Genomic DNA, 15836 nt, shown 5'->3' with positions numbered 1-15836 from the left:
CTGGGTGAACCCATGACCACCCTTCGCGCCTCGCGCGCCGACGACGGCGCCGCCCTCGTCGACCTCTGGCGCCGCGCCGTCGACGCCACCCACGACTTCCTCAGCGCAGAAGACCGCCAGGCCATCGACGCCGAAGTCGCCGGTTTCCTGCCGCTGGCGCCGATGACCGTGGCCGTCGACGCTCAGGACCGCCCCCTTGGCTTCATGCTGATCGATGGCACGCACATGGAAGCGCTGTTCATCGATCCTGACGTGCGCGGTACCGGTATCGGCCGGCGACTGCTGCAGCATGCGCTGGCCCTGCATCCGCAGCTCAGTACCGACGTCAACGAACAGAACGCGCAGGCCGTCGGCTTCTACCAGCGCATGGGCTTCGTCGAAACCGGACGTTCACCGCTGGATTCGCAGGGCCGCCCGTATCCGCTGATCCATCTCCGGTACGAGGGCTGAGATCAGCCCCGGCGGCGGGGGTCAATCCACGGGCGGGGCGCTTGCCTCGAATGCCGCTGAGTAGCGCACTTCGCCCTGCGCGATCGGCGGCACCAGGGAGAGGGCCTGGAAGTACGCTGCTGGAACACCCGGCAGTACCAGGCCCGGTTCGGCATGGAACCCGAATCGCCCGTAGTAGGACGGCTCCCCCAGCACCACACAGCCCTGCGCGCCCTGCCCACGCAATGCGTCGAGCGCCGCGTGCATCAGCGCAGCGCCAATGCCCTGCCCCTGGCATCCGGGCAGCACCGAGATGGGCCCCACGCCAAACCAGCCGGTGCTGCCATCGCTGATCGTCACCGGCGACAGGGCGATGTGCCCGACGACCTGCCCGTCCTTCTCGGCGATCAGCGAAAGACTCAGCTCTCCACGCGAACGCAGCGCATCGACAATGAACTGCTCGGTGTGGCTGCTGTGCGGCGCATCACGGAAGGCCGCCTCAGTGAGTGCGTGGATACTTGCACGGTCTTTATTGGACTCAGGCCGAATCGTGTAATGCATGGCGCCCGTCTCCGTGATGGAAATGTGAATTATTGATTTGAATCACACATCTGCAGAAGAGCCTGAGTCGCACGCAGCGCCAGCGGAAACACCGGATCGCCCACGGCACAAGCGATACGCCCGAGGTAGCACCCGCCGGCGCGTCAAAAACATGGCGCGCCGGGTGGCAATGGCTTGCCGGCACGCTCCATAATCGGAAAACCTGTCACCCAGGAAGGATATATGGACATGGACGCGCCATGCAGGACCGAGCCATGGATGTAGCACAGCGCGAACACAGGGGACGGCCGTTGTTGGCGTTGATCGCGCTATTGCCGCTGGCCGCGTGCTCACCTTATGCCGATGCCGAGCGCGACGTTGCTGCGGGTGGACGCGGCCTGGCCAGGCTCAACCCGGCGCCGAAGCAGGCCTACGAACTGGTGCTGACAGTGAAGGATGCACCGGGCCCGTTCGCGGTTGTTGAGGGCGTGGCCCAGTATGACGTCAGCAACTACGAAGACTGCGGGCGGGTCATCTGGTCCACCGGCACGGCCAGCCGCATCACCAGCCAGGAACCGGTGGAACTGCGCAAGACGGGCGAGAACGAATACCGCGGTACGTTCTACCTCGACCGCATGCAGGACCAGGACTATTACGATCGCGGTACGTGCCACTGGACGCTGACCGGCGTTGGCGCGATGTTGCGTGCCACGACCGGCGAAGCTGATACGCGATTCCTGACGTTCATCGACAAGAAGCGCATGGACGCGGGATCGCCGTTGACTCTCTACTATCCGAAGACTGCTTATCCCCGCGCCGAGCTCGCTGCCAACTTCCCTGCCAGCGGCAAAGAAGATCCGTCGGCCTACAAGGAGGAACTGCGCGACGCGCTGTTCTCGACCACAACCACTGTGCGGACGCTCGCGCCATGAGCTGCCAGTGCCACATTTCCCCCTACACACCAGGAGGCCGACATTGCGCCACAAGATGATTCCGTGCCTTGCTCTGCTTCTGTTGACCGCCTGCCATCCGGAGACCGCCATGAACCAGGAACGTGCCGCTGCTGAAGCCGATGTCGCCCAGGGTGGGCGCGGCCTCGCCAAGCTCAACCCCAGCCCGCGCAAGGCCTATGAACTGGTGCTGCGCCTGAAGGACGCCCCCGGCGATTTTGCGGTGGTCGAAGGCGTCGCACAGTACGACGTCACCAACGAAGACCAGTGCGGTCACATCGAGCCGGCCACCGGCACGGCCGCACGCATCACCAGCCAGGAGCCGGTGGAGCTGCGCAAGGTCGCCGATGGCGAGTATCGGGGCACGCTCTATGTGGACCGCATGCTGGATGAGGACTACTACGGCCGCGGCGTGTGCCACTGGGAGTTCACTGGTGCTGGGGCGATGTTGAAGGCGACGGGCGCTGAAGAAGAGACCCGCTTCCTAACCTTCGTTGACGCCAAGCCACTGACCGAAGGTGGCGCGCATACGCTCTACTATCCGGATCTGGTCTATCCGAAGGCAGATCGCGTTCCCAATTTTCCCGCCAGTGGCGAGCCCGATCGCAGCAATTACGCCCCTGATCTTCAGGACAAGCTGTTTACGATCACCCTCTCCGCAAGTGAGGTGGCGCCGTGACCATCACCTCCCAGGATTACGCTGCGTTATCTGATGACGCCTACAAGGATCGGGCCGTCGGCCGACGTGAACCCGGCCAAGAAGAGAAAGTCACCTTAAACGGCCATGAGTACAAGATTCTTGAGCATGTCAATAATCGTCTCAACGGCTATCAAGGGACCGTCTATCAGCGCGTAGACAGCAAAGAGATCGTCATTGCGCATCGTGGCACCGAGCAGATAGCTCGCGACGCGATTCTGACCGATGGCGGCATGGTGGTTGCGCGCACCAATGTGCAGGCGCCGGACGCGATCGCGTTGACACAGAGAACACTCGAAACTGCCGCATTGCAGGGACGCTTGAATGGCGGACATGCCCCCCAGGTCACCGTCACCGGTCACTCCCTCGGCGGCGCGCTGGCCCAGATCACCTCGCACCATTTCAACGTCAAGGGCGAAACCTTCAACGCCTATGGCGCGGTCAGCCTCAGCTACCGCATCCCGGAAGGCGGCAACACCATGATCAACCATGTCATGGCCTCCGATCCGGTCAGCGCGGCGTCGCCGCACTTCGGCCAGGTGCGCATCTACGCCAGGCCGAACGAAATCAGCACGCTTGCCGCGAACGGCTTCAGCAATCACTCATTGCGCGCCCTGATCCCCGACCGGCCGATCATCGCCGCAGGCAGCTCGTTCGGCGCGCACAAGCTGGGCAACTTCCTCGGTGACGGCTCGGTGCTGCAACACCCGGAAACGCAGAAGCTGGCAAAAGACAACGCCAGGATGATCGAGGAGTACCGCGACGACGTTGAATCACTGCGCCGCGGTGTCACCCGCGCGGCGCGCGGCATTCCGGGCGGCGCCGTCGATCTGTACGACCACATCCGCGGCCCGCTGCAGCCCGGTGAGCCGGCACGTCGCGAAGCCGAGAAGAATGGCCATCACACCAGCATGCTGCGCATGGACGATCCCAACCATGTGGGCAACCCACTGTTCAACGACGCGATCCGTGGCGTGCATGCGCAGGACGTCCGCGTCGGCCGGGTACCGGACGTAATGAGCACGCAGCTGGCCGGCAGCCTGGCCGCCGAAATGCACGCAGCGGGCGGCAAGCGCATCGACGAAGTGGTCATGAATGCCGATGCCTCGCGCAGCTTCGCCGTGCAGGGCCAGGGCGGCGATCCCGCCCACCTTCGCGTGTCGGTGGATACAGCAGTGGCGATGAACACCCCACTGGAACAGAGCAGCCAGCGCATCGACCAGCAGGCCGCAGGCCAGCGGCTTGCGCTGGAGCGCGACCAACAGCTGGAACAGCAGCAGCATCAGACCCGCAGCCTGCAGGTCTGATGGCGGCGCGGGAGCCACTCCCCCCGGCTCCCGCACCCTTCGGCACGCCGGCTCAGGGGCTGGAGGCCGCCATTGGCACGCCTACTCCGGCAGTCACGAACGGATCCGGGCCCGAATCCGGGAATCCGCCGCAGGCACGATCGCCGGGTGCCACCGGATCACAGGGCCGCTGGGCGCGTGCGACCTTCTCGCGCAGCTCGAAGCGATCACCGGTCCAGACCACAAACGCGATGTGCTCGCGGTTCCAGTCGCTGTAGGCGCGCGGACCGCCCTTCTGCGCCGTTTCCGGGTACTGCACGAACCAACGCATGGCCGGGCCGTACTGCAACTTGCTGTGGTCCAGGCTGATCCGGCCCTCACGCGACAGCTGTCGCGCCCGGTCGGCGTCCGTCACCGGCGGCATGGCCGGCATGGCATCGGCAGTCACATCCCGCGGCGCCGCGTCCCCACGAACCTGGTACACACGCTGGCCCACGTAGGCCTCGCGGCAATCACCCGCTGGCACGCGGACCGGCTCCGCGCCGTACTCACCGCGGTTGGCGACCTGGTCGCTGCAGGTGAACGGCGCCGACACCAGGTAGAACGTGCTGTCGGCGTCGCGCCCTTCCAGCGAGCGCACCCAGATATCACCCATCCGCGCGATGAAATCCGGGCGTTGGCCGTAGCCCGGCACCGCCTTGAACCAGGCCTTCTGCCGCACCTCGCGCTCGCGCCAGGCGCGCGGCAAGTGGATGTCCTGCTCGGGCAGCGCGACCAGCAGCGCGGCCAGATGCGCCGGCATCGTGCCCTGGCAGGCGCCGATCAGCAGGTCGCCCTGGCTCGCCAGCCGTCCGGCCAGATCCACCGGGCAGCGGGCACCGAGCGCCCGCTCGGTCGCCTGCTCGGGCGGCAACGGCACGATGGCCAATGCGGGCGGAGCGGGTGCTACCGCCGGAGCGGTGGGCTCGCCTGCGGCGGGAGGTGCAGCCACAGGCGCCGCCGCTGCGGGCGCAACGGGCGCAGGCGCCGGGTCCGCAGCCGGCGCCGGCTGCGTGTCCACCACGGGTGTCGCAGGGGGTATCACGGCAGCCGGTACTTCGGGAGCCGGCGCCACGACAACGGCGTCGGCCGCCGCGGGCGCTGTAACGGGCGCTGCCCCTGCAGGCGCGTCAACAGTTGCCTCCGCAGCGGGGCGCGTCTCCACGACGGGCGCCGCTGCCTCCTGAGCCTGTGCCGACGCTGCGGCAAGTCCAAGTGACAGCAGCCAGAGCGGCGGCAGGCGGCGCACGGGGGCATTGCAGCGGGCCGCGGCGTGCCGGGCATTCGGGGGAACGATTCGCATGTGGTGTCCTTACGGGTGGGTTTCCATGTCGGCGCCACAGGGCGCCACGCGTCGTACGTAAAGCGCCAGCGGGCACCCTGCCCGCCGGCATCGGTGTTACAGGGATCGAGAACGCTGCTCCTGCTCGCGGGCGAGCGCGGCCGCCGGGTCCTGCTGGGCGACATTGGCAGCCAACTGCTGGCTGCTCTGCGCCAGCGGCTGCTGCGCCGCTTGTTCGCGATCAACCGATGCGCGCAGCATGGCCGGATCGCCCAGCGCGCCCTGCACGGCAAACAGCGTGCGGCCGTCGTTGCCAGCCAGTAGATGATCGATGCGCGAAATCCCCGCCTTCTGCGCGCTCAGCGCCAGTGCGCCGGCAGCATTGTCCAGTTCCTGCACGCTGCGCAGACCGCTTTGCGGCCCCATCTGCTGCAGGTGCTGGCGCGCTCCCGAGAACAGCGTGTATCCCGGCTCGCCCGGTTGCGACATGTCGCGTCCCGTTGCCTGGTGGGCAGACGCCCCCACTTCGCCGCGCTCCAGGCGCGCCATCACATCGGGGGTCAGCTTCTGCTGCCACACGTCAAAACGCTGCTGGCGGGCTTCGATGCCGTTGAGCGCGCCATTCAGGGCACGCGTGGCTTCGCGCACATCCTCGCGCGCCGCCTCCGGCACCCGCGTCTGCCACTGCCACACGGCAATGCGACCTGCGTGCTCGGGCTGCGCGGCCAGTTCCGGGTGATTCACCAGGTCCAGTTCCAGCGCCTTGCCGGCACGCTCATAGTTCTCCTTGCCGACCAGCGGCAGATAGCCGCGGCCGTGATACTTCAGTGCGTCGCCAGGGGCATCGTTGCCCATGCGCCCGCCGTACATCAGCTCAGCCAGGTTTTCCGGGCGGCCACGCAGCGCTTCCTGGCGGGCGCTCTCCAGCGCAGCGTTGCCATTGCGCCACGCCGCTTCCACCGGGATCTGCGAGATGCCCCGGGTGAAGTTGAAACTCTCGTTGAGACGGCTCAAGCCACGGGATTCATGCCCGGCCTGCGCCATGAAGTTGGCCAGTTCCCGGGACGAAGTCATGCCGGCCTCCGTGGCCTGCCGCAACAGCAACGACTCCCTATCCTGCGACACGGTGAAACTCCTGCTCGATCATCGTTGGATACTCCCGCCTCCTCACAGGCATGGCACTCAGGGCAAGCTCACGTCGGCGACGACGGACGGATCGAAATCCTCGAACCGCACCCGGCCAAGCTCGGCCGCGGAGAAATCGCGCGTGTGGGTCGCTTCGGTTTCGGTGTCCACCACCTTGCGCTGCACGCCATGCACCCAGCACGCCTGCTCGGCAGGTGCATACCGGAAGGTGTAGACGCTGCTCCAGCGTTCGCGGCTGCCGCCGTTGGTGATCACGCTGAACGCGCCGTCTTCAATCGTCACGTAGGCGAAGGGATCACCGGCCATGCCACCGCGCGTTGAGCACGGCACCAGCTTGTCGTTGCGTGCCGCCAGCTGCCAGCGGCCCGTGGCATCACCCAGCAGCAACAGCAGAACCCGGTTCGGTCCGTGCTCGCCGGGCAGCAAGCCCTCCGGAGGAGGTTGGTCGATCACCAGGAGCTGGTCCTGGAAACCATTGCCGGTCAGATCGCCGCGTACAGCTTCCAGCAGGTTCGCGCCGGACGGAACGAACGCCAGGGCATTGTCCATGTGCGTGCCACTCCCCTTCTCCATCCCCTGCAACTCCTTCAATCCCGTCTTGCCAGTTCCCGAGCGGAGGCCGGAAACGGGGCGATGCCTCGCACGTGCCCGGCGGCCGCCATGGCGGATGATAGCCCCGAGCCCACGGCAACCGCGATGGTGGCAAGCGTCACCCGCACTGCGGGGGGACACAGTCCTCATGGACGGAAAAGCTCCTGCGTTCGATGGCACCGGCGCGTCGGGATTTTGACGCGCACGCAGCTTACTTCGAGGAGGCGGGGCTCGTCGAAGGGGGCTTGGGATGAAAAGCGCACTTGATCACAAAAAAGTGCGGTTAGCGCGACTAGTTGCCGAATCGAAGGCTGATAGCAGCCGGAACGGATTGAGTGTGCAAAGCCCAACGGAACTGGCCGGCGGCTTTCACAAGAATCAATGTCAGTCTGATCTGGAACTGAATCAGAGCCCGCAGGACCCTCTCTAACGGATGCCTCGAGGTACGTTCTGCTCAGTCACCCTGAAGACCAATCACAAGCAGGGAGCTCCTGCCGTGTCCGCAAACACACCTGTGGACGTACCAGGACTCGACAGGTCACAGCGTTCTTGCCGGCCAAACTTCTTCAACGCTGTAGCTCACCCTCTCACTAAAACGGGGAGACTGCACGCACTGTATACGACGTGGCATCCCTTCTGGGATGGATCGACACAGTTCTTTTTGGCCGCCACCACTGCGAGAACTTCCGAGGAACCAGTCCCCAAACCACCTGCAGCAGCCACTCTATTCTCCGAGGGCATCACCCAAGCGGCGCATTGGTTTCTGTATTTCAGGATCATCTTGCAGTCACGCGCCCCATTCCTACCACATTGTCGCAAGGCCTCGGACTCAGCCAGAGCCTCGCTATCGCGACCGACCACATCACCCGCGTCGCTCGTAGTCTCGGAAAACGCTATGGCCCCCCATTGATCCGCGTAGCGCATCCGTGGTTTCGAAGCTCCCCCCCGCTCCGTCGCCCCGGTATTGGCACCAGGAATCGGAGCGCACCCTTGAACACCCTGTCCTCCGATTGGATAGAAGCCAAGCGGACAATTTCCCTCTGCCGAGGCGGAATCAATGCTCCAAGCAGTTCCAACCATCAGGACCATCAATGCAGGCAACAGCGATTTCATGCGGACGGGATCCCATTGACGACAATTTTGGTCAATCAAGTGTTGCCGGAGGGAGCATTGCCCCGCAAACCCGGACCTGAAGTAGATTGCACTTCGCCCTGACCTTGGAGCCTAGGTGTCGCACTCTGGTTGGCCAACACACCGGTACTTGGGTTCAAAGCTGGCGCGGGAGGCGTAAACATACCACCCGACCCACTAGAACCCGGCGGCTGCCCAGTCGGTCCCGGCGAGGTCGGCACGGCGCTACCACCTATCTGCGAATCTGCCATGAAGGTACCCAGGGTGCCCTGGAAGAACATCGCAGCCATTGGGGGCGCAGTCAGGATCAGCGTCGTCAGGATCAGGCCCATGCCGCCCTGCTGCAGCGCCATGCTGCTCATGCCCTCGGTCAGGTTCGACCCCAGCAGTGCACCCAGCGCAGACGCGCCCCAGAACGAAGCCGCCACGCGCGCCACCATTTCCATGGCAATGCCGGCCATCGCGGCCAACACCGCCATCGAACATGGAGCCGTTGCCATAGAACAACCAGCGTTGGAAGATGGACTTCGTCTGCTCAAACAGCAGGCAGAGGATGAACAGCGGACCTAAACCAATGAGCAATGACCTTGCGATCCGGTACAGCAACAGCATGCGCCTGCTGTATCGGCCGGTCCACCGCTACCAAGCCGATGATCTGTCCGCGACACGCGCTGACCTCGTCTGAGTACATCTCCAACAACTTCCGCTGGCTCACCGAAGTGATTGCGACTCAATATAGTAGAGGTTCAGCCATCAAATCATCCGCACACAAAGCTGTCTCCTCCCCGAAGCACGAGATCTGACGCTTCATATGTAGAGTCCCGAGGTCCTCAGAACAGATTCAATTCTACTGTTTCAGTAAGTCCTGAATATGGGCTTTGTGCAGTCAGTGTAAAAGACCTTGCAGGCCCCAGCTTCGTCATTTGTGCAGCCCTTCTGCGCCTCCTGCTCCGCCAGCTCAAGTGTTGGCCCTCTTCCTATGCCAGAACCTCCCCGCCCCGTCTGTCCACTTGGCACCACCCACGCGGCACATTGATTGAAGTAGGCAAGCACCACTTGACAGTCCTTTGCACCCGCCGAGGAACATTTGCCAAGCGCCTCTTTTTCCGCGCCACTTTTCTTTCGCTGACCAGTGGATACACCAGCATCGGAAGTGCGCTTGGAGGTGGCAATCGCTCCCCAAGTGGTGATCCACTCACCGGAAGGTTGAGGCGGTGAAACAGGGGCGGTTGTACCACCGCCAGTTGCCCCGGGAATCGGCGCACAACCCTGCACCCCTTGGCCACCTATAGGATAGAAGCCAGGCGGACAATTCCCCTCCGCCAAGGCGGAATCAATGCTCCAAGCAGTTCCAACCATCAGGACCATCAATGCAGGCAACACGGATTTCATGAGGACGGGATTCCATTGACGACAATTTTGGTCAATCAAGTGTTGCCGGAGGGAGCATTGCCCCGCAAACCTGGGCCTGAAGTAGATTGCACTTCGCCCTGACCTTGGAGTCTAGGTGTCGCACTCTGGTTGGCCAACACACCGGTACTTGAGTTCGAAGCTGGCGCCGGAGGCGTAAACATACCCCCCGACCCACTAGAACCCGGCGGCTGCCCATTTGGACCCGGCGAGGTCGGCACGGCGCTACCACCTATCTGCGAATATGCCATGAAGGTACCCAGGGTACCCTGGAAGAACATCGCAGCCATTGGGGGCGCAGTCAGGATCAGCGTCGTCAGGATCAGGCCCATACCGCCCTGCTGCAGCGCCATGCTGCTCATGCCCTCGGTCAGGTTCGACCCCAGCAGTGCACCCAGCGCAGACGCACCCCAGAACGAAGCCGCCACGCGCGCCACCATCTCCATCGCAATGCCGGTCATCGCAGCCAACACCGCCATCGAGAACATGGTGCCGATGCCATAGAACAACCATCGTTGGAACAGGGACTTTGTCTGCTCAAACAGCAGGCAGAGGATGAACAGCGGACCAAAACCAATGAACAATGACATTGCGATCTGGTACAGCAATAGCATGGCGCCCGCCGTAACGGCTGGTCCGCCGGTGCCCAGCCCAATGAACCACATCGCACGGGTCTTTGCGCTATCCAGCGTTACGTCGCCGGCAACATCCAGCACACTCACCGACGTGAGCGCCAGCTGCATATAACCCAGGTTCTTGTCAATCAGTTCCTCGGCGGTCGACTTCTTTCCGGTCACGATATAGGTGATCTGGTCCTGCACATCGCCAGTCAGGAAGTTCTGCAGCTTGGTCCCAAACATGGCCATCGACGTAGCGACCGTAACAATCAGTGCCGCCCGTGCCATATTCGTCATCAACGCAGCCATCGAGTCACGGCTTCGCCCAGTCACGATGCGGAAGCCCTGGATGAGCACCCACAGCGTCATCAGCACCAGGGCCATCGTGCCGACCCAGGTCATCATCCGGCTCAGGATACCGTTGCCGAAATTGGTGATCTCTTCGCGCAGATATTCCAGGATCAGCCGGAAGAAGACGAAGTCGCCCACGGAGGCGAACAACGTGCCGTGCAACAGATCATTGAACACCATACCGTGCATCATTCCCTGACTCATCACATCACCCGCCCCGCGTCGGGGCCCTGCTGGAGTGCGTTGCGCACGTGATTCACTTGGTGGAGAGCGCGGCCTTCAGCGCGCCGGCCTTGATGACACTTCCAATCGGGTTCCGCTCGCCCCGCAACGCACGCTCGGCCAGATTCTTCTGCCGCCCCTGCAAGGCAGCGATCTGCTGGTCGTAGACCTTGATGGTGGTCTCCCACTTCTTGAAGGCCTTCTCAAGCTCGACCGAGGTTGCCGTATTGTTGGAGATATCCTCCTGCAGTGCGCCTTCATTCTTGAACGCGTTGCGGATCCGACGCAGCTGCTGAAGCATCTGCTCCATCGCCGGCATGGACATCTGCACGACCTCGACAGTCTCGTTGTACTTCTTGTTCTCAAGCACCTGGATGTAAGAGCAGATCGCACGCTGCTGCGCGCCGATGTCACCGCCCGGGCTCATGTTCAGCACTGCCATCAGACCATTCATGCTGATCATGGAATCGCCACCGCACTTCTCGGCCACGTTCCAGTTCTCGGGAATCTTCGTCAGCGCGGGAGTCGGCGGCATCAGCGGGGAAGCAATGATCTGGGTCCAGTTCTGGAGCTTGGACATCCAGTTGTCGATGGTCTTGGAGTACTGCTGAGCCGTTTCACTCCAACGCTGCGCAGTCTGAAGATATTCTTGACCGGCCTTCATCTCCTGCATGAAATTCATGATCCAGTTGAACGGGTCATAGACCGTCATCGCCTGCGCGGGACTGGTGCCCGTGCTGATGGTCATGCCCAGGGTCAACACTGCGGCCATCATCGGCGCGAAGCGCCTGCGTCGCATCGGAGTGCGGCGGAATTCAGTTGTCATGGCAGTTTCCTTGTTCGTATGAGCGAGCGTCGTCATGCCGTCTCCTCCTTCTCGGCCCGCTTCCCGGACCCTTTTCGATTTTTGTAGAAGTCTTCCAGCCACTGTTCCGGCGTAAGCTCATCCACGGTAATCCGGTTACGGACCGCAGCGGTCTGCAACACTCGGTGCATGATGTCGATGTTGTCGGTCGAGGCTGAGATCACCGACAGGATGTCGTCCATGCCGCGCAAGTTCAGCTGGCAGACGCTCGATGCGTGGCCCTGCTTGACCAGGAAGCAGCGCGAGCGCTCGTCGAGCGCGGTAACCACCTTGAACTCGGCCTCGGTCAACTTCAGGCCATCCATGTAATCGCTCTTGCTGGCGTTCGGGTTCGGCAGCAGGATCAGCGTGGCGGTCTGTTCGATCAGCGCGGCGGAGATATCGCTCTTCAGCGCGTCCTCCGGGCTCTGCGTCGCGAAGATGCCCAGACCGTTCTGCTTACGGATGGTCTTCTGCTTGTTCTTCGCGAATTCCTTCAGGCCACCCTCGCCGTCCAGGATCTTCCAGAACTCGTCCATCACGTAGATCAGCGGACGGCCGTCGATCAGCGACTCCAAGCGGTGAAGCAGGTAATTGATGACCGGCACGCGCACTTCGGGATTGTCGATGATGTCGGTGTAGTCGAAGCCGATGATATTGGCCCTGCTCAGGTCAACGGTGTCGACCGGATTGTCGAAGACCCAGCCCAGCGAGTTGCCCGAAGTCCAGCGGCGCATGCGCGCGTAGAGCCCATCGTCGCCCATGTTGGGCAGGCTCTTCTGGAAGTTGGTCATGCTGCGCAGGTGCATCGGCGTATCGAGCATGCTTTCCACTGCGCGGTAGATGTCCTCTTCCTCGCGCGCACTGTACTCACGCTTGCCGGCCAGCACCTTGATCAGGTCGGCCAGGAACTGGACGTTGGCTTCATTGTTCTCGCACTGGAACGGGTTGAACCCGGTCGGCGCACCGTTCTCCAGGGCCAGATAGTTACCACCGCAGGCGCGCACGAAAATCTCCGCACCACGGTCCTTGTCGAAGAAGAAGATGGTCGGTGACGGCTCGTACTTCTGAACCTGGCTGAGCAGGAAGTTGATCAGCGCGGTCTTACCGGTACCGGACTTACCAATCACCATGGTGTTGGCGATCGCCTTCTCGCCCAGCGAGTTCTCCGACGGATGGGTCGCGTGGAAATTGAAGTAGTACGGCTGGCCGTTGGTGGTCTGCAGCGTGGTGACGCAGTCGCCCCACGGGTTGTTGTGCTGCTTGCCGGTCGCGAAGTTGTGCAGCGGCGACAGGCCCAGGAAGTTCAGCGAGCTGACATTGGCCAGGCGGGTGCGGTAGCGCCAGTTGGCCGGCAGCTGCGAGTAGAAAGACGAGGTAACCGCGAGATCTTCCTTGGTCGACACAAAACCGGCATTGGACAGCTCGGCGCGCGTCGTGGCCACGTTCTGCGACAGCTTGGCCTGGCTGTCGCCGTAGACTGCCATGATGAAGTGGTACTCGCCCAGCACGAAATTGCCCGACGACAGCTGGTCCATCGCCTGGTCCAGCTCGACAATCTGGCTGACTGCCTTGTCACCGGAGGAGATCATCATGCCCTTGGTGCGGTCGAGCACCTTGAGCGCGTCCTGACGCCCCATCGGGCTGAACGAATGGGTGATGACGTACTCGTAGTCCAGGTACTTCAGGCCGTTGAGGATGCCCGGGTAAGTCCCTTCGGCATACTCCTTGATGTTCAAGATGGCGCCGAAGTGGTTGGCACCATTAGGGGTGTTGATGACGAAGTCACCGGTTTTGGCCGAGAACATGTGCCGGCTGACCGGCAGATAGTCCTTGATCGGTGCCGACAGCACCGGGACCGGCTCGTCGATGCGATTGATCAGGTAGCCGAACAGCTCCAGCGTTTCAGAGAACACCACGCCGTTCTTGGCCTCGTACATGCCCAGGCGATACGGCGCGTAATCGCGGATCACGGCCTCGACGTTGCCGGCCAGTTCCATCAGCTTCTCGATGGCCTGCTCCTGCTCGGCCTGCAAGCGCTCGACATTCGCCGACTTTTCCACGAAGCGTTTCCCGGCCACGACCGGGCGGTAGATCATGGTGAGGTACAGCTCGTTCTGCATGATGCGCTGGGCGGACAGCATGCCCATGTACTGGTCGGATACATCCTGATTGAAGCGCTGGCTGTAGTGGCTCTTGCCTTTCAACGTACGGCGACGGCGAATGTCGTGCACCCAGAAGGCGACATTGACGAAATCCGGCGCCCTCAGCGTCTGCAGCAGGCGGTTGAACGTATTGTGCCGGTGCTCCAGCTCCCATTCCTCGCGACCAACGAACGGCAGTCCTTCCAGGTACCAGGTCAACAGGTAGTCGCCGCCCGTGGTCTTGACCACGTTCGGGGCGACATGCGTCGACAGGGGAATGAACTCACTGATGGAGGTGTCAGGGCTGAACATACGACTGCTTCCAAAGAGGTACTGCCAAGAAGTTTCAACAGACCCGACGGACGCTTGCGCCCGCGGGCCGGATCCGGACCTCAATCCATTCGGGCCGGTTTGTCGCGGTAATGGTTGGGGTTGAACACCCACATACCATCGTGTTCCTGCACGTTGCGGACTTTCAGCTTGAACAGCAGGCGCAGACCCAACAGGCGGAAGATCATTTCGTCACGCTTGGCCATCTGCCGCATGATGAAGACCGCCACCGGAATGGTGAGCAGGAACCAGAAGTTCGTGTACATGCTGAGCAGCAGCAACCCACCTGCCACCATGAAGAATGGCAGGTAGGGAACGCCCAGGAACATTGCCGGACGTGTGCAGCCGCGGAAGACGACGTTCTTATGCACTGTAGTACTGGACAGCCTGCTGGATCAGCATGGAGGTCTTGCCCTCGCAGGTGCCATAGTCGTCACCCAGCAGCATACGTGCGATCTGGCCAGCGGCACCGATCAGTACGCCACCGATCAGGATCGGAGCCACATCACCAATGCGCTTATGCGCAAAAGCAATCTGGTAGCCGGCAAAGATGACGGCAATGGTCACCACGGCGATCGAGGCCATGTTCAGCAGACCATTGATGCTGTCGAAGAAGCCACATACCTTCTTCTCGGTGCCACCATAATTGACGCCGCCCTGATTGGCGAAGACCTCCGGAGCGAACAGCGCACCAACGAAGAGGGTGGCCATCAGCAGAGTCTTCAGCGTGCGCTGGGCCTGGACGAGGTCGAGATTGGATCGCTTCATGGATTGATTTCCTTGTTGATGGACTAACACAACTGAATCGGCCAGCCGGGGGACTGGCCGCACCACGACTTCGTCAGAACACGAAGGCCGCATCCCCTGCGGGAATCTGCTGCACCGGTGCGGGCTGCACCGGCGCGTTGTACGAATTGTCGGCACCCGCCACAGGCTGGTTGCGCTCGCTCCAGGGCCGCAGCATCACGGGCCCCTCATTGCTGGCACCGGCAGCGCCCGGCAACTGCTGCGGCATGGCCATCGCCTGCGCAGCACCCTGCTGAGGCAGCTGCTGCGGCATGCCACCGGCCTGTTGCTGGGGATAGGCGGGCCCTTGGCTGGGCTGCGCCTGGGGCTGCATCATCCTGTCCACTGAACCCAGCACCACCTTGGACAGCGCCTGGTCGGCGAGATTCAGCAGACTGCCCCGCGCCATCGCACCGGTGGACGGGTACACGACATAGGCGCGTGCGGGATCTTCCGACGGCACGTACACCGGGCCATTGGACTGCGCAACGATGCGCGCCTGCGCCGGCGAAGCGAGCTGCGGATGGTGCTCGACCTTCACTGCACGGCGCTCACCGCGACTGACCACGTCGATCGGTGCGACACCATTGCTGGCGACCTGCTGGCCGCGGCGGATCGAATCGTAGATCTTCTGCACGTAGCCATGACGGAAGCCGGTCTCGAAGTTGCCCGAGTAGTAGCAACTGAACGACTTGCCCCAGTCACCGCCGGAGCGCTTGTAGCACTCGGCGAGGATGCGCGAACCGGCCTGCAGGTTCGGGCACTGCTGGAAGGCCTTCTCGTAGGAATCCAGCCCGTACTTGCCCAGGTTGTAGCGATTGACCTGGGCCAGCCCGATCGAGAAGTTGTAGCCCTTCTCTTCCAGCATCCGTACCGTCGCCAGCGCTTCGTCCAGCGCCTTGGGCTGGCGCACCAGTGCACCGCCCACCACACCGATGGCGTAGGGATTGCGCGATGACTCGACGTTGATGACGTGCTGCATCACCTCCATCGATACGGCCATCTCCGGGCACGCCATCATTTCCAGTCCTGGCAGCATCC

At 62.8% G+C, this 15836-nt stretch carries 15 protein-coding genes and 2 pseudogenes; 4 read left to right on the top strand and 13 right to left on the bottom strand.

The features are described 5' to 3' along the window. The first annotated feature begins 12 nt into the window (after positions 1-12). Entirely contained in the window at positions 13-450 is a 438-nt protein-coding gene (locus tag AC5P9C_RS02700; protein ID WP_049464826.1) for an acetyltransferase, read from the top strand. 21 nt (positions 451-471) lie between these two features. On the opposite strand, the gene AC5P9C_RS02695 is transcribed toward AC5P9C_RS02700, so the two are convergent. Then, on the bottom strand, positions 472-990 hold the full coding sequence (locus AC5P9C_RS02695; RefSeq protein WP_312557474.1) for a GNAT family N-acetyltransferase: 519 nt from the start codon (positions 988-990) through the stop codon (positions 472-474). A gap of 254 nt (positions 991-1244) precedes the next feature. Here AC5P9C_RS02695 and AC5P9C_RS02690 point away from each other — a divergent pair, with 254 nt between their 5' ends. Genes AC5P9C_RS02690 through AC5P9C_RS02680 form a run of 3 tightly spaced genes read left to right on the top strand, consistent with a single transcriptional unit; the run spans position 1245 to position 3923 of the window. Beyond that, positions 1245-1901 (top strand): hypothetical protein, encoded by a 657-nt coding sequence (locus AC5P9C_RS02690; protein WP_414615033.1) that lies wholly within the window; start codon positions 1245-1247, stop codon positions 1899-1901. A 43-nt stretch (positions 1902-1944) separates the two neighbouring features. Then, the gene (locus tag AC5P9C_RS02685; protein ID WP_053462701.1) at positions 1945-2598 is read left to right on the top strand and encodes a hypothetical protein; all 654 of its coding nucleotides are present in this window, start codon (positions 1945-1947) and stop codon (positions 2596-2598) included. Continuing rightward, positions 2595-3923, top strand: coding sequence for an XVIPCD domain-containing protein (locus AC5P9C_RS02680; RefSeq protein ID WP_414615034.1), 1329 nt, complete (start codon positions 2595-2597; stop codon positions 3921-3923). Before AC5P9C_RS02685 ends, AC5P9C_RS02680 begins: the two co-directional genes overlap by 4 nt. Positions 3924-3975: 52 nt before the next feature. Here AC5P9C_RS02680 and AC5P9C_RS02675 read toward each other — a convergent pair whose 3' ends face one another. The 12 genes and pseudogenes from AC5P9C_RS02675 to AC5P9C_RS02620 all read right to left on the bottom strand — a co-directional run. Then, entirely contained in the window at positions 3976-5244 is a 1269-nt protein-coding gene (locus AC5P9C_RS02675) for a hypothetical protein (RefSeq protein WP_414615035.1), read from the bottom strand. Positions 5245-5340: 96 nt separating this feature from the next. Further along, positions 5341-6348 (bottom strand): XVIPCD domain-containing protein, encoded by a 1008-nt coding sequence (locus tag AC5P9C_RS02670; RefSeq protein ID WP_414615036.1) that lies wholly within the window; start codon positions 6346-6348, stop codon positions 5341-5343. Positions 6349-6405: 57 nt separating this feature from the next. Beyond that, entirely contained in the window at positions 6406-6942 is a 537-nt protein-coding gene (locus AC5P9C_RS02665) for a hypothetical protein (protein ID WP_019660284.1), read from the bottom strand. Positions 6943-7539: 597 nt separating this feature from the next. Beyond that, a complete protein-coding gene (locus AC5P9C_RS02660) occupies positions 7540-7884 on the bottom strand; it encodes a DUF4189 domain-containing protein (RefSeq protein ID WP_414613564.1) in 345 nt (114 codons plus the stop codon). 224 nt (positions 7885-8108) lie between these two features. Then, positions 8109-8738, bottom strand: a pseudogene (locus AC5P9C_RS02655) (type IV secretion system protein); the annotation flags it as partial. Positions 8739-8946: 208 nt separating this feature from the next. Next, positions 8947-9450: a DUF4189 domain-containing protein gene (locus AC5P9C_RS02650; protein ID WP_080053036.1), complete on the bottom strand. Its 504-nt coding sequence runs from the start codon at positions 9448-9450 to the stop codon at positions 8947-8949. A 68-nt stretch (positions 9451-9518) separates the two neighbouring features. Then, positions 9519-10673, bottom strand: coding sequence for a TrbL/VirB6 family protein (locus tag AC5P9C_RS02645; protein WP_414610661.1), 1155 nt, complete (start codon positions 10671-10673; stop codon positions 9519-9521). A 52-nt stretch (positions 10674-10725) separates the two neighbouring features. Then, positions 10726-11553, bottom strand: a complete 828-nt coding sequence (locus AC5P9C_RS02640) for a hypothetical protein (RefSeq protein WP_240908224.1) — start codon at positions 11551-11553, stop codon at positions 10726-10728. Further along, positions 11550-13991 (bottom strand): VirB4 family type IV secretion/conjugal transfer ATPase, encoded by a 2442-nt coding sequence (locus AC5P9C_RS02635; protein WP_164687893.1) that lies wholly within the window; start codon positions 13989-13991, stop codon positions 11550-11552. Before AC5P9C_RS02635 ends, AC5P9C_RS02640 begins: the two co-directional genes overlap by 4 nt. 80 nt (positions 13992-14071) lie before the next feature. Beyond that, positions 14072-14380: a VirB3 family type IV secretion system protein gene (locus AC5P9C_RS02630; protein WP_005417227.1), complete on the bottom strand. Its 309-nt coding sequence runs from the start codon at positions 14378-14380 to the stop codon at positions 14072-14074. Then, positions 14373-14777: a TrbC/VirB2 family protein gene (locus AC5P9C_RS02625; protein ID WP_014647573.1), complete on the bottom strand. Its 405-nt coding sequence runs from the start codon at positions 14775-14777 to the stop codon at positions 14373-14375. Before AC5P9C_RS02625 ends, AC5P9C_RS02630 begins: the two co-directional genes overlap by 8 nt. 579 nt (positions 14778-15356) lie before the next feature. After that, positions 15357-15834 (bottom strand): annotated as a pseudogene (locus AC5P9C_RS02620) (lytic transglycosylase domain-containing protein); the annotation flags it as partial. Between the last annotated feature and the right edge of the window lie 2 nt (positions 15835-15836).

It is taken from the genome of Stenotrophomonas sp. YJH_SMC_10 (assembly GCF_059371555.1).
The sequence above is the reverse complement of the archived record's forward strand: the minus strand, read 5'-3'. Positions and strand labels throughout refer to the sequence as shown.